Origin of the sequence: Natronococcus pandeyae (assembly GCF_008122205.1) — an archaeon.
GTDB lineage: Archaea > Halobacteriota > Halobacteria > Halobacteriales > Natrialbaceae > Natronococcus > Natronococcus pandeyae.
In genome coordinates, this window is sequence record NZ_PHNJ01000007.1 from 113,146 (window position 1) to 128,251 (window position 15,106).

A 15,106-nucleotide genomic window follows, 5' to 3' on the forward strand; every position below is an offset into this window, starting at 1 on the left:
GGTCGCGCGGAGTCCCCTTCCTCAAGGAGCGACCGGAGGGAGCGAGTAGGGAGGGGAGGAGCGCGTTCGCATCGGTCACAAGCACCAATCTATAAGTAGCCATCTACCCACATTGAAATTGTGGCAGACGACTACGTGCGTCGGACGGCAATCACTCGTCTTGAGGTTACGGACGAGCAACGCGACCTCCTCAAAGATACTATCTCCGAGTGGAAGCGTGGTTGCCAAATCGCCATGGATATGGCGTGGGGAAAGTGTAGCGCGAAAAGCGACGTACAGCCCCTCGCCTACGACGACGTACGCGAACACACCGACCTCGGTAGTCAGCACGCGATTCTCGCCACCCACCAAGCTGCACAAGCCATCACCGGCTGTATCGAACGTCGGTCGAAAGGCAAGAAGGTGAGCAAACCGACCTTCACCGCACCCACGGTGAAGTACGATACTCGGACTATGACGCTGTTTGATGACGATACGGTGTCGCTTTCCACCACGGAGAGTCGCGTCCGGTGTGACCTTGCTCTACCCGACGCCGACGATGGCTACCAACGGCAGTACCTCGATTCAGACGAGTGGAGCGTCACGGAAAGTACGCTCACCGCCCGTGATGGCGACTACCACTTACATATCGGCTTCCGCCGACACAAGAATGACACCGAGCGGAACACCGCCGAGGACGGAACGGTTCTCGGGGTTGACCTCGGTATCGAAAACCTCGCCGTTACAAGCACCGCCTACTTTTTCAGCGGGCGGGAGTTGACCCACAACCTCCGCGAGTTCGAGAAGGTACGTGCCGGACTCCAACAGACCGGGACGCGAAGCGCCCACCGAACGCTCGAACAGTCAAGTGACCGCGAACTTCGATACGTCCGTGACGTATTACACCGGGCGTCGAACGCCATCGTAGACGAAGCACTCCGGTACGACTGTGACGTAATTGTGTTCGAGGACCTGACTCACATCCGCGACCGAACCGGAGCGTCGTGGGGTCACAAGTGGGCGTTCCGAACACTCTACGAGCAAGTGGAGTACAAGGCCGAAGCGGAAGGAATCTCGGTGAAGCAGGTGGGTTCGGCGTACACCTCGAAGCGGTGCGCCGAGTGTGGTTTCACAGCAGACGAGAATCGCCCGACCCGAAACGACTTCCGGTGCGTGAAGTGCGAGTCGGAAGCGAACGCGGATTACAACGCAGCGAAGAACATCGGTATGCGGTATGTCCGTCGGGGCCAACAGTCGTCTCGGCGGACGGGCAACAGTCAGCTTGCCCTAAAGTCTGGAACTGTGACGCCGAGTGGCGGATTCACCGCCCACCCGGAAGGGTTCGAGGCCGAGTTCATGGACAAGCCCCACCCTCCACGAGCGAACCCGTCAGGGTGAGCGAAGTAGGGTGGGGTAGTTGACATCGACGGCATTTGTGGACCAGAGTATGACGAACGACGTCAGACGCTATCTAACCGCTCGAGGGACGAGAGGAGCGACGATCGCACCGAACGGTCGGCTGGCGTTCCGCGCGGACACGACGGGGACGATGCAGGTCTGGACCCTCGACGAGCCGCGAGGGTGGCCGACCCAGCGGACGTTCTACGACGAGCGGATCTCGTTCGTCTCCTGGTCGCCGGCCGGCGACGCGGTCGCGTTCGGCAAGGACGCCGGGGCCGACGAGCACGACCAGTTGTTCCGACTCGAGCCCGACGACGGAACGATCGAACAACTGACCGATCGGCCCGATGCGATCCATTCGTGGGGCGCCTGGAGCCCCGCAGGCGATCGAATCGCGTTCACCGCCAACCGCCGCGATACTGCGAACTTCGACGTGTACGTGATGGACGTCGCTGACAGCGGTGATCGAAGCTCGCCCGACAACCGGGAATCAGCTCGCTCCAGCGACGAACCGAGGCTCGTCTACGAAGGGAACGGACGGACCAGCGTGGCCGACTGGAGTCCGGACGGCGAGCGGCTTCTCGTCGGAAAGGCACACGCGAGCTCCGACGACGACCTCCACGTCGTCGACCTGACGACCGGCGAGTCCCGGCACGTCACCCCACACGAGGGACACGTACGCTACAGCCATCCCACGTTCGGACCGGACGGGGACGCGATTTACTGCGCGAGCGACGCGAACGCCGACACCAAGGAACTGGTCCGGATCGACCCGGAGACGCTCGAGGCCGAGACGATCCGTTCCGGCAACCCGGCAGCATCTGACGACGGTGACTGGAGCATCGACCAGTTCGCACTCGATGCCGAAACCGGTCGACTCGCGTACACCCGGAACGTCGACGGCTACTCGGAACTGTACGTCGGTCAGTTCCACTCGTCGACCGACGTCGACGTCGCGGCGGTCGAATTCCCCGACGGCGTCGTGTCCGACCTGACGATCGGCCCCACGGGAAACCGAGCGGCGATGACCGTCTCCTCGACCAGCCTGAACTACTCGATCTACGTCGTCGACCTGAACGACGTCGACGATGGAGACGCTCCGGAAGCGGAGCGCTGGACGGTCCCCTCGCCGGGCGGGGTTTCGCTCGAGCGATATCACGAGCCCGAACTGATCCGGTACGAGACGTTCGACGGCAGGGAGATCCCCGCGTTCTTCACGCTCCCGGACGACTACGAGGAAGGAGAGATGCCGGTGATCGTGGACATCCACGGCGGACCACATCACCAGCGTCGACCGTCGTGGCGCAACCGCCCGATCCGGCAGTACTTCCTCGACAACGGGTACGCCATCTTCGAACCGAACGTCCGCGGCTCCTCGGGCTACGGGCGCGAGTACGCCGCGCTCGACGACGTGGAACGGCGTATGGACTCCGTTCGCGACGTCGCGGAAGGGGTCGAGTGGCTCCGTGACCGGCCGGAGATCGACGGCGAGTCGATCGTCTGTTACGGCCGCTCCTACGGCGGGCTCATGGTGCTCGCGTGTCTCACCGAGTACCCCGACCTCTGGGCGGCCGCCGTCGACTTCGTCGGCATCGCGAACTGGATCACGTTCCTCGAGAACACCGGCGACTACCGGCGCTCCCACCGCGAGGCCGAGTACGGGTCGCTCGAGGAGGACCGGGAGTTCCTGGAATCGATCAGCCCCATTCACAGGGTCGACCGGATCGAGTGTCCGCTATTCATCCAGCACGGGGAAAACGATCCCCGCGTTCCGGTCGACGAGGCCCGCCAGATCGCTGCGGCCGTCGCGGAGCAGGGCACCCCCGTCGAGACGTGTCTCTTCGAGGACGAGGGCCACCACACGACCAAACTCGAGAATCGCGTCGAGCAGTTCGAGCGGATCGCCGACTTCCTCGACGAGCACGTTTGATATCCTCCCCGCCCTGAACAGTAGATGAGAATTGTGCATGAGGGCAGAGTCGATTCGGTATTCCCACTATGTGTATGAACGAAGATTCTTCGGCAGTTATTGCTAATAATGGTGGCGGAGGGTTACATCCGTGGGCGTGTTTCCAGTATAGTCAACAATAATCCCAAACGACAAGTAAGTCTGCACGTCATTAGGTTCGTCGGGCCTGTCAGTCGAACAAGCGTGTACTCGGAGCAGACTGTTGTTGTCAGAGTCCCGTTCAACCCCCAATATGTGGTGTGAACCCCAATCTCCACGCAATGGCCGTTCAACTATTACAGCACACTGTGTGTCAAAGTCAACCTCTGCTAGATTCTGTCTGGTCTCTCTTTCCTCGGCTTCAACGTCATCAGGGGTAGTGAGAAGTCGCACTTCGTCTTCTGCTTCTAAAGACGCGCTGAAGTCAAACTCCTCATATTCCATCGGAGACTCGATGTCAGGGTCAGGGCACCTCAATGAGGCAGTGCATCCTATGAAAGGAACTGTGAGGGCGGTGCCGGACGAAGTGAGGAACACACGCCGTTCCATTTTCTACCCCTATAATGTCGACAGATAAATATTTATTGCGATATCAAATCTCGTTAGGATGTGAATGGTTGTGATATAGTGGTCGAAATAAAGGCACACAGAAATTGTGTCAATCGAAATCTCTGGTATCAGCACGCTGTTCGTGACAACTATCACGAATTTGGTGGTTGTTCCGTTACCTATTTGTCCTGTACTGAGCGGTCTATTCAGCCGGAGCGAAGTGAAAATAAGCAATGCACAGATTTTGGCATTCGAAACTACTGTGAAGGACGAGGATTCTTCGCGTTGGAGTCTCGGTCGTCCTGAGTTTCCACGGAGGCAACTTTCTCGCTCGTAGCGGTACTCTGGTTTGTGTACGCCTCGTTGGTCGTTGTCTCCACGAGGGAGCGAGCTATGTTTTCCCGCCAGACGTAATCGACCCGTCGTCTCACCCGGATTGGACTCGCTGACCGTCGGTTTCGAGAGATCGGCCGGCCGAAGCCGCGGCCGAGTTACGGCAGCGGCTCGGCCACGGAATCGGTAGCGTCCGGCGTTTCGAGTTCGACGAGGAGGCGCTCTGCGATCGGTCGGTCCCGGTCCGGCGTCTCGGCCGCTGCGACGCACTGGCGCAGTTCGTCTCGGAGACACCGGCGTTCACGTTGTGAGAACCGGTGCGTTCCGGCCTCGAGTTTCTCGAACACACGATACACTGCAAGCGGTGGCGGGTCGGTGTCAGCGGGAGATCGCACCTCCGATTCCATCCGATCGAGGAGCGTGTGGTGCAGTACCCACTGCTCTTCTCTGGACAGGTCGAACGCCCGTTCCTGGTGTTCGCTCTGAGGGGCCATAGACTGGGGAAGGCAGGCTATCATACGACTGTAACCAGTGAAAGGATGCTGCCTGCACCTGAGCATCGGTACCAATTCACACAGATGTGAAAGAACTGATCACGCCGCCGGCACCGTCACCGTGGTCGCTGTGGCGACGACGGGAATCGCCATCTCTCGGCGGCGCTATCGATCGTATCGGCGTGCAGGTGTTCAGTGAGTGGGTGAGAGGGTGGTGAGTGGGTGGGTGTCGGTCTCGAACGCACTCGAGGCGGAACCTACTCGTCGAGCGGGAGTTCGATCAGCGCCAGTTCGTCGCTCGGAACTGCATCCGCAAACGCACGTTCGATCTCGTCCCACGTTTCTGGACGATACGCGTCGATTCCGAAGCTTTCGGCGAACGTCACGAGATCAGGATTTGCGAGCTCCGTTCCGGTGTGCTCGCCGCGGTGTTCGTCCTGTTGTGCGGAGATAAGCCCGTAATCATTGTCGTTGAACACGACGATGGTGAACCCGCAGTCGAGTCGGGTCGCGGTTTCGATCTCCGCCGCGTTCATCAGGAAGCCGCCGTCGCCGGTCGCCGCGACGACGTTGCCGTCGACCGAGAGATCCGCTGCAAGCGCACCCGGAACGGCGATTCCCATACTCGCCAGTCCGTTCGAGATGATGCAGGTGTTCGGATCGTACGTCGGAAACGACTGTGCGATCGCCATCTTGTGACTGCCGACGTCCGAGACGAGGACGTCCTCGTCGGCCATGGCCTCACGCAACAGCGGGAGTGCGTTCCTGACGGAGGTCGGATCGCTCTCCTCGGGTGGCCTCGTCACCGACTCGAGCAACCGATCGTGGAGGTCGCGACACCACAGCGAACAGGCGTCCGTCGGGATCCGCTCGTCGATCGCTCTGAGCGCAGCGCCGACGTCCGCGACGATTTCGACGTCGGGGTTGTAGTGACGGTCGACCTCTGCAGGATCGTAATCGATGTGAACGATCGTCTTTTCGAGGTCCGGATTCCACCCCTCCGGGTCGTGTTCGGCGATGTCGTATCCGACTGTGACGACGCAGTCGGCCCGGTCGATCGCGCGAGCAGCCTCGTCGTTCGGCCCCGAATCGAGCGTCATCAGCGAGGCCGGTTCGCGATCGGAGATGGCACCCTTACCCATGTACGTCGCGACGACCGGGATCTCGAGTCGATCGACGAGCGCACGGATGCTATCGGCCGCGCGGGTCCGCACTGCGCCGTTTCCTGCCAGAAGGATCGGACGCTCGGCCGCCTCGAGGAGCGTCGCGGCTCGCTCGACCGACGCAGGATCCGGGTCCGGTCTGCGCACCTGATCGCGGAGCGGGATCGGTTCGGCGTCGGTCTCCTCGGGAGCGACGTCCTCGGGGAACTCGAGATGGGTCGCACCCGGCTTCTCGTACTCGGCGAGTTTGAACGCCTTGCGAACCGATTCGGGGACGATCTCGGGCTCCGCGATCTGAGTGTTCCACTTGACGAGCGGCTCGAAGACGTCGATCACGTCGAGCGCCTGGTGGCTCTCCTTGTGCAGCCGTTCGCGACCACCCTGGCCCGTGATCGCGACGAGCGGGCTTTTATCGAGTTGGGCGTCGGCGACCCCGGTGATGAGGTTCGTCGCGCCGGGTCCGAGCGTCGAGAGGCAGACGCCCGCATCGCCGGTCAGCCGGCCGTGGACGTCGGCCATAAACGCCGCACCCTGTTCGTGACGGGTCGGAACGAAGGTAATCTCCGAGTCTCGCAGGGAGAACAGCAGATCCTCGATCTCTTCGCCCGGGAGACCGAAGACGTACTCGACGCCTTCGACCTCGAGGCAGTCGACGAGTAGGTCGGATGCTGGTGGCACGTTCGTCCCGACCACCCTGCGATACATGAGTGTAACACATGAACGGGATTTCTCCCGAGGGCGGGATCGAACTGCTCGAAGCGATTACTCGGTCTGGGGAACGTCGTCGCTCTCGCCGGCAGACTGTACCCAGATGGTCTTTCGGTTGACGAACTCGTGGATCCCCTCCCTGGCGAGTTCGCGACCGTAGCCCGAGGCCTTCACGCCGCCGAAGGGCAGTCGGGGATCGGACTTGACGAGTTCGTTGACGAACACGCAGCCGGCTTCGATCTCGCGGGCGATCCGCTCCCCGCGGTCGAGGTCTGCGGTCCAGATCGAGCCGCCGAGTCCGTAGTGGCTGTCGTTCGCGAGTTCGATCGCCTCCTCCTCGTCGGCGACACGGAAGACGGCCGCGGCCGGCCCGAACACCTCCTCCTCGGCCGCGGGACTGTCCATCGGCGGTTCGGCGAGCACCGTCGGCGGGTAGTACCAGCCGTCGCGATCGAGGGGTTCGCCGCCGCACTCGAGGGAGGCACCCGCCTCGACGCTCGCCTCGACCTGCTCGTGGACGCCCTCCATGAGATCCTCGCGTGCCTGCGGACCGATTTCGGTCCCCGATTCCAGCGGATCGCCGATCTCGAGGCCCTCCATCTCCGAGACGAAGCGCTCGAGAAACTCGTCGAAGACCTCGTCGGCGACGATGAACCGTTTGGCCGCAATGCAGGACTGTCCCGAGTTGATCGTCCGCGCCGTGGCCGCGGTTTCGGCCGCCGCGTCGAGATCCGCGTCCTCGAGGACGACGAACGGGTCGCTCCCGCCGAGCTCGAGGACGTGTTTTTTCAGTTCGCTGCCGGCCTGTTCGGCGATGGCCCGGCCGGCACCCTCGCTCCCCGTCAGCGTAACCGCGTCGAGACGGTCGTCCCGGACGACGTCCTCGATCGTGTCGGAGCCGACCAACAGCGTCGAGAAGACGCCCTCGGGATACCCCGCCTCGCGAAAGATCTCTTCGATCGCGAGCGCACAGCCCGGAACGTTCGAGGCGTGTTTGAGCAGCCCGACGTTGCCAGAAGTCAGGTGCGGCGCAGCGAAGCGAAAGACCTGCCAGAACGGGAAGTTCCAGGGCATCACCGCGAGCACGGCCCCCAGCGGCTCGTAGGAAACGAACGTCTTCGCGTTCGGCTCGCTGCCGATCGCGCGATCAGAGAGGAACTCTCCCGCGCGTTCGGCGTAGAAGTCACAGACCCACGCGCACTTCTCGAGTTCGGCGTAGGATTCGTCGATCGGTTTGCCCATCTCTCGGCTCATCAACTCGGCGTACTCGTCCTGCCGGTCACGGAGGATCTCGCCGGCGTTTTCGAGGAGTTGCTGGCGCTCGGTGATATCCGTCTCCGCCCACGATTCCGAAGCTGAAACCGCGTCCTCGAGAATGGAGTCGACGTCGTCCGCCGTGTGGTCGTCGTACGTTTCGATTACCTCGTCGGTCGCTGGATTGGTACTTTTCATTGGCAGGTCACTGACGCACCGCGCGTTTCCGGGAATACGGTAACGAGCGACAAAGAGCTGTTCCCGGCGATAGAACGCCGCGTTCTCCGAATATTCCGAGAGGAATTCCACTCGAGAGACCTGTCAGCGATACCACAGCCTCTCACTCGCGACTGGCGAAGAAAGAACAACGTTCGATACCAGTATCAATCTAGTGAGGACCTCGATAATAGAGTAGAACTAACTGGTTGAGATACGTCTCGAAGATCGGCGGTATGGGACACCGAATACAGAATTCGACCAATAGTCCGGTCTTTTGGAATAGCACTTAGATCGCTTAGATCGGGAGAGATACGGTCTCGTATGGTACAGTTTGAGCGAAAGCGGATCACGGTGCTCTCGCGGAACGAACTCGACGACTGATCCGCACTCGATCTCACCAGACCTCAGTTCACACCAGACATGTTTGATTCTAGTCGTAGTAGGAAAGATGTTACTATCCACACCGTCTCCGATCTCTCACCGAAACAGCTACCTATGGTAGGTACCTCAGCTAAGCTACCTATTGTACCTATTTTAGATATCTTCCGGACTGTCGTCATGGTGTCCCGTCCTCCGCGCCGTTCCGAACCGCTGGTCGACGAGCGGTCGCACTCGGTCACGGTAGCGTCTGACCCGTGAGGTTCCGAGGCCACGCATCCACGACGTGTTCGATGTCGATCACGTGAGCACTGGCGGAGTTCGTATGTTCGAGCGCTGCTACAGCTGACTCGAGGGATGCGTTCAAATACTACCGTGAGTACTCAGCTTTCGTGGTGGTCGATTCTCTCCGCGAGTCGGTGGACTTTGAACGCCGTCGACTCGAGGCACCCGAGATTCACAGTCCAAGCAGTCGGAGGACGATCCCGATCACAATCCCCGTGATACCTACGAGCAGCCCGATACCGGGAACGACGGGGATCGGAATCAGGCCGATCCCGAGGATAATCGCGAGAACGATGACGACCGTCGAGATTCTAACCATACGGCGGCTACGAGTGTTCCTAGTGTAGATGTTAGGCTTGCTGTTTCCTCCCTTCGGAGTACGAGGAGGAGCAGATCCTTCTCTCAACCGGGTTCTCGTCGCGCTGGTCCGGATCGTGGGTGACCGACTGCAGCGGTCAACTCGAGCGGTCAGCCCACGCGAGGAACAGTTCCTCCTTCGAGGTCAGCCCTTCGATCGGTAGTGCGTGCTCGACGACGTAGCTGCTCGCCTCGTGCTCGTTGTCCCACATCGTCTGGTGTGCCTCCGGGAGGTCCGTCCAGTCGACGACCTCGGGATCGGTGAGATCGATCTCTCCCGCGTCGATAGCCTCGTTCAGTTGTTCGACCTCGTACGCGTTGCTCAGGTGCGTTCCGAGGATCTCCGCGGTCGGCATCAGAACGTCGCGCTGACGCATCCACACCTGCGGGGCGTACATCGAGTACCGTCTGTCCGCCAGTTCCTCGCTGTAGACGACACAGCCGGTGTGCGGTTTCGTGAGCATGGTGCTGACGAAGAGCGCGTCGTGGTCGGCCCGATCGAAGACCACGTCGGGATACCCCCGCGGATTCTTCGGCGTCCGGAGCAGGTCGCCGACCGCCCGACCGAGCGGCTTGAACACCTCGTCGGTGAACTCCTGGACGACGCGCCTGAACGCCTCGGGATCGTCCTGCGCGTCCGGCAAGTCGGGGAGCGTCTCGGGCCAGCGGAACTCGTCCTCGCGGCGCTTCAGGCCCTCGAGGCTGACGGTGCCTTCGACGGCGTCGCCGTAGCCGAGCGACTCGACGAACTCCTGTTGCTCGTCGGTGTAGGTCACGACGGCGATCCGCGCGCCGGCTTCTCGCGCGTCCTCGATGGCCCGGAGGCCGGTCTCGTCGACCACGTCGTCCGGTCCGGTATCGGTCCCGTAGTAGACGAGGACGCCGTCGCCCGCACGGACGTCGCTTCGCTCGAACATCTCGGCCGGCGTCGACGCGCCGGGCTTGCCGAGGAACGTCAGGTAGTAGCCGGTCGAGGCGCCGTAGAAGGTCAGCTTCCCGCCCTCGTCGAGAAGCTGGAACGTTCGCGGGAACGACAGTTCGCCGGCGTGGCTGACGGCGTAATCGGCCCGTTCGCCGTCGTGATGGGCCTCGTAGGCGTCGACGAACGCCGCGCCGTCTTCCTTCCACGCCTCCCACTCGGCTTCGTCCCTGGGAATCCGCCCCCAGATGTCGTCGTAGGGCTCAGCTGTTCGATCGATCGCGTCGGCGCCGAGCGTCTCGATGCGGTCGGCCCGCTCGTCGCTCGAGCACAGTCCCGTCACCGCGACGTCGTTACGCGTGGCGAGTTTCGTCGTCTCCCAGCCGGTTCCAGTCGAGGCGCCTTCGACGAACATCGTCGTTCCGGAATCGATGTCGAGCGTCGTGAACAGCGCACGCCAGACGGTGCCCGTGGCGAGGACGTACGCGCCCGCCTGCTCGATCGTCGCCTCCTCGGGGATCGGGAGCACCTGTGGCCCCTGTGCGAGCATAAACTGCTGGTGGCTGCCGTTCGGTCCCTCGTACCCCTGGATCGAGAAGTCGGCGTACATTGGATCGAGCCCCATCGTCGGCGAGAGGAGGTCGCTCTGGCCCGAATAGATCGTCACCAGATCACCGATCGCGACGCGGCCCTCGCGTGTGACCGCCTCCCCGGCGTCGACGACGAGGGCGACGCCCCCGCTGCCGGTAACGTGGTAGTCCTGATCGTGAGCGTCGAACTGGCTCACGGGGACCCCCGTGATCGCCCAGATGTCGTTGAAGTTGACCTCGCTCGCGAGAACGTACACCAGGACCTCGTTCGGCCCCGGTTCCTCGACCGGGACGATCTCTTCGACCTCCGCATCCGCGGGATCGCCGTGTGCGGCCTCGCCGGTCTCCTCGTCCTTGACGACGGCCTGGGCGTACTGGTAGTCGGGGATCTCGTCGACGCCGGGGAAGAACGGCTCGCCCGGCGGGAGGAGACGTCCCGTCTCGAGGAGTTCCTGCTCCTCGTCGGCCGAGGGGCTGAACCGCTCCCGGGTGGGAAGCGGCTCGCTCGCCCGGTCGAGGAACTTTTCGATCCCCGCTTTGCCCCCGTCCGGATCGACGACGGCCTCGGCGAAGTGGGTCGCCTCGCGCTCGAGACCGGCCTCGATCCCCTCCTCGAAGCCGGTTCGGATCGCCGAGACGGCCCGATCGAACGCCGTCGAACGGCCCTCGCTGACGTGCTCGCACTGGGTTCGGTTCCGTTCGACGATCGGATCCTCGAGCACGTCTTCCGGGAAGGTTCCGGGTTCGTTCCACGACGACCGATTCTCGAGTCGCTGCTCGCGAGCGTCGGCGAGGACGTCCGACGCCCCCCTGATGTGCTCGCGGGCGAGTTCGGACGCTCGAGCGCGAGCGGTCCGGTCGGTCTCGAGTTCGTCGACGAGTCCCATCTCGAGGGCGTCGTCGGCCTCGACGGTCCGTCCGTTCGTGATCAGCGTCACCGCGTCCCTGACCCCGTCGGTGCCGCGCTGCTCGGCAAGGAGACGGGGGAGCCGCTGGGTACCGCCGTAGCCCGGAATCAGGTTGAGGTTCAGTTCGGGCTGGCCGAACTCGGCGCCCTGCTCGGCCACCGAGTAGTGGGCCGCGAGCTGGAGTTCGTTGCCGCCGCCGAGCGCCGAACCGTTCACCGCGGCGACGACAGGGACGGACAGCTCCTCGATCCGCCGGAACGCCTCGTGGGCCTTGTTCGGGAACGTGATCGCTTCGTCGAACTCGTGGACCTCCTCCAAGAACTGCTCGACGTCCGCACCGGCCACGAAGTTGGACGGACCGGCGCCCGTGATCACCACCGCGCCGACGTCCTCGCGGCGGTCGAGGTGCTCGAGGACGGTGTTGAGTTCGTCCAGCGCTCGCTCGTTGAGCGCGTTCACCGGCGGGCTGTCGACGGTCACCGTCGCGAGCTGCTCGTCGGTGGCCGCTCCGCGGACGAAGTTGTACTGGACCGTGAGATTCCGGTACCGCTCGAGGATCTCCTGTTCGGCGGCGAGATCCTGCCGACGACGCCACCGCTCGCACTTGGGACGGATTCGTTCGACCACGCCGGGGTTCTTCAGCGTGCTCGTATCGCCGATGTCTTCGCGGTTCAGCATCGCCGTGAGCATGCGACGCATATACTTCCCGGAGCGGGTTTCGGGGAACGCCTCCACCTCGATGAACGCGTCCGGTATCGCGGTGACGCCCTTCTCCTCTCGGACCAGGCGGGAGAGTCGGGCTTCGACCTCGTTCGTGAGTCGCTCGTCGGGCTTCGTCTGGACGAAGGCGACGGGCGTCAGTCCCTTCTCGTGGTGGTCGGCGCCGACGACGACCGCGTTCGCCACCGGCGAGTCGGGATTGAGCTGTTTGTCCTGCAAGATTGCGCCCTCGATCTCTTCGGTTCCCATCCGGTGGCCGGAGACGTTGATGACCTCGTCGGAACGCCCGTGGAGGCTGAACGAGCGGTCGTCGTACTTCTTGGCGACGTCGCCCTGGAGGTAGGCGTACTCGCCGTCCTTTTCGACCCAGTAGACGTCCTCGAAGCGCTCTGCGTTCCCGTTCCACTCGTCCTTCCAGTCGTCCGGGTCCCAGCTCTCGAGATCGCCCCAGACGTACCGCATCAGGTAGGGGTACGGCTCCTCGACGATGATCTCGCCGCGCTCTTCGGTCTCCGCCTCGCGCCACGCGATCGAGCCGTCGGCGTGTTCATCCTCCTTGACCCAGACGTTTCCGAACACCCACGGGAGCGGATAGGTGTGCGCGTCCGGCCGGAGCGCGAAGTCGTCGTTGCCGAAGAAGTGCGTCCAGACGATCCCGCCGTGCTCGGTCGCCCAGTAGGAGTTGATATACCACTCGCAGAGTTCGTCCATTCCAAACTGCTGGACCGCCGGACTCACCGGTTCGGCACAGAACGTCGCGACGCGAAGGGAGTCGGTTCGCCACTCTCGCATGTCGCTCACGCTCTCATCGTCCTCCATGATACCCTTCAGAAACGTCACGCCCGCCTTGAACACGGTCGCGCCGTACCGTTCGATGACCGAACTGAACCGACCCGCGTCCGGGTAGACTGGCGCTCCCTCGAGGAGGATGCTCGTCGTCCGGGTCGTCAACGAGGCGCTGATGAGGTAGGACTGGCCCGTAATCCAGCCGGGGTCGGCGATGACGAAGATCGTATCTTCACCCGGAACGACGTCGAAAGAAACTTTCATCGTGTTCGCGATTCCCGCGGTGTAGCCGCCGTGGACGTGCACGACGCCCTTCGGTTTGCCCGTCGATCCGCTCGTGAAGATGACGAACAGCGGGTACTCCGCGTCGACCGGTTCCGGACGCGAGGTTTTCCACAGCGCTCGAGTCAGGTCCCGATCCGAGAGGTCGTACAGCTCCTCGAACGTCTCGAGGTCGAACCCTGCGTCCCGGGCGTTCGCGACGATATCGTCCTGCGCCTCTGCGAGCAGGTCAGCCGACCAGTCGTCGCGGTCGTGCATCTGTATCTCGTGGCCCGTGTGTTCGACGACGACGACGCGTTCGACCCGTTCGTCGGAGTCGACCAGTGCCCGTGCAATCTCGGTCCGGATCTCCGATTTCTCCTCGCCCGACGGCTCGTCGAACGTCTCGAGGGCGTTCCCCACCCCGCGCATCGCCTGACCGCGCTCGACGGTGGCTTCGCCGGCGACCGCCTCCTCGACGCGCTCGCGGATCACGTCGGCGTGGCGCTCGTCCAGGGCGAGCTCCCGGAGCGTTCGGTCGACGATTTCCGTCACCGTCTCGACCGGGAGGTAGTCGTCCAGCGCCGGGTCGGCGTACCGTTCCTTGTACGGGACGACCTCCGCGTTTCGGTAGCCGCCGTCGCTCGTGACGAGCACGTCGGCACCGAGCCGTGCGATGCGATCGGAGAGCGTCTTGTCGCTGAACCCGCCGAACACCGGCGTGTAGACGATTCCGAGACGCTTCGCGGCCTCGGTGTAGTAGAGCTGGTCCATGATGTTCGGCATGTTCAGCGCGATTCGATCGCCCTTCTCGAGGCCGAGGTTCTGCAGCACTTTCGCGGCAGAGACGACGCGAACGAGCAACTCGCGCCGCGAGACGTCCTCGGAGACGACCGGACCACCGCGGCCGCCGTTTTTCGACTGGTCCCACCGATCCCCCTCGAAGTGAAACGCCGTCTCGTCGCCGTGACCGGCGAGAACGTGTCGATCGACCTCGTTGAAACAGGCGTTGGTACGGCCGCCGGAGAACCACTCGTACAGCGGCGGATTCGAGTCGTCGAAGGCGACGTCCCACGGCTCGTGGGAAGCGTCGTACTCCCGCTCGAGTGCCGAACCGGTCTCGGCGTCGAAACCGGACCAGGACTCGGCGTCGTCGCCCCAGGAGAGCCACTCGTCGTCGTCTCCGTGATACCAGTGGAGCTCTCTCTTTGCGATCGAACCGTGGAACTCGCCGGGATCCGCCGCTGCTCGAGTTCGATCTGCCTCCCAGTCGTCGCGGGTTCGAATCGGATTCGACCGTACGTTCCCGTCGATCGTCGCCTCTTCCTCGGCGGGGTTCGAACTCACCATTGAACGAATATAACGATCAACGTTCGCCGTAAAGAGTGTTTCTCGAGGTCGTGTATCCGACGGTTCACGCCAAAGTAAGTGGTATCGGGGGTTTGATACGAACACGGCTCGAAAAGCTGGGTCGGTAGCGAGTGTACTGCTCTCGGCGCTGCCAGAGTCGCGATGGACCGTGTTCAAATACTACCGTGAGTAATCAGATTCGGGTGAGACCACCACGAAAGCGCCTGGACCGCTCGGCTCGGGGGCTCGCTGCGCGCTCGCTCCGCTCGCGTGCTTACGTCGCCCGCCGTCCCCGACCGCGTTAGGGGCTTTCGTGGTGTTCGACTCTCTCAGCGAGTCGGTGTAATCTGAGCACCGTCGTCGCGATGAGCGGATCACTGATAGCCCAGTCCTGTGGAATCGTTTCGATTTGTACCGCTTTCGTAGCGATATACTGCACACAGGTAGTTTGAAAGATACCGTTCAGTATCCGCCGATCGGCGAGTAAATAGTAATAGGATGATG

At 62.8% G+C, this 15,106-nt stretch carries 8 protein-coding genes; 2 read left to right on the forward strand and 6 right to left on the reverse strand.

The genetic code is table 11. The annotated features are described in order from the left end of the window. Window positions 1–120 precede the first annotated feature (120 nt). Together CV102_RS14295 and CV102_RS14300 are read left to right on the forward strand one after the other, a co-directional pair. Entirely contained in the window at window positions 121–1,377 is a 1,257-nt protein-coding gene (locus CV102_RS14295; protein ID WP_148858684.1) for an RNA-guided endonuclease InsQ/TnpB family protein, read from the forward strand. A gap of 49 nt (window positions 1,378–1,426) precedes the next feature. Continuing rightward, window positions 1,427–3,310 (forward strand): S9 family peptidase, encoded by a 1,884-nt coding sequence (locus CV102_RS14300; protein WP_148858685.1) that lies wholly within the window; start codon window positions 1,427–1,429, stop codon window positions 3,308–3,310. Between the two features lie 102 nt (window positions 3,311–3,412). Here the strand turns inward: CV102_RS14300 and CV102_RS14305 are convergent, their stop codons facing one another. From CV102_RS14305 to CV102_RS14325, 6 genes are all read right to left on the reverse strand, one after another. Further along, entirely contained in the window at window positions 3,413–3,877 is a 465-nt protein-coding gene (locus CV102_RS14305; protein WP_148858686.1) for a hypothetical protein, read from the reverse strand. A 491-nt stretch (window positions 3,878–4,368) separates the two neighbouring features. Continuing rightward, window positions 4,369–4,704: a DUF7853 family protein gene (locus tag CV102_RS14310; protein ID WP_148858687.1), complete on the reverse strand. Its 336-nt coding sequence runs from the start codon at window positions 4,702–4,704 to the stop codon at window positions 4,369–4,371. Window positions 4,705–4,961: 257 nt separating this feature from the next. Further along, entirely contained in the window at window positions 4,962–6,572 is a 1,611-nt protein-coding gene (locus CV102_RS14315) for an acetolactate synthase large subunit (RefSeq protein ID WP_394349487.1), read from the reverse strand. A gap of 57 nt (window positions 6,573–6,629) precedes the next feature. Then, a complete protein-coding gene (locus CV102_RS14320) occupies window positions 6,630–8,027 on the reverse strand; it encodes an NAD-dependent succinate-semialdehyde dehydrogenase (protein ID WP_148858689.1) in 1,398 nt (465 codons plus the stop codon). A gap of 856 nt (window positions 8,028–8,883) precedes the next feature. Then, window positions 8,884–9,030, reverse strand: a complete 147-nt coding sequence (locus tag CV102_RS26020) for a hypothetical protein (protein ID WP_187432980.1) — start codon at window positions 9,028–9,030, stop codon at window positions 8,884–8,886. 136 nt (window positions 9,031–9,166) lie between these two features. Further along, on the reverse strand, window positions 9,167–14,602 hold the full coding sequence (locus CV102_RS14325; protein WP_148858690.1) for an AMP-binding protein: 5,436 nt from the start codon (window positions 14,600–14,602) through the stop codon (window positions 9,167–9,169). Window positions 14,603–15,106: the final 504 nt, after the last annotated feature.

Bases quoted from the DNA above. Each gene is read 5' to 3' on its own strand.
- CV102_RS14300 (WP_148858685.1), top strand. From the start codon at position 1,427: ATGACGAACGACGTCAGACGCTATCTAACCGCTCGAGGGACGAGAGGA.
- CV102_RS14305 (WP_148858686.1), bottom strand. From the start codon at position 3,877: ATGGAACGGCGTGTGTTCCTCACTTCGTCCGGCACCGCCCTCACAGTT.
- CV102_RS14310 (WP_148858687.1), bottom strand. From the start codon at position 4,704: ATGGCCCCTCAGAGCGAACACCAGGAACGGGCGTTCGACCTGTCCAGA.
- CV102_RS14315 (WP_394349487.1), bottom strand. From the start codon at position 6,572: ATGTATCGCAGGGTGGTCGGGACGAACGTGCCACCAGCATCCGACCTA.
- CV102_RS14320 (WP_148858689.1), bottom strand. From the start codon at position 8,027: ATGAAAAGTACCAATCCAGCGACCGACGAGGTAATCGAAACGTACGAC.
- CV102_RS26020 (WP_187432980.1), bottom strand. From the start codon at position 9,030: ATGGTTAGAATCTCGACGGTCGTCATCGTTCTCGCGATTATCCTCGGG.
- CV102_RS14325 (WP_148858690.1), bottom strand. From the start codon at position 14,602: ATGGTGAGTTCGAACCCCGCCGAGGAAGAGGCGACGATCGACGGGAAC.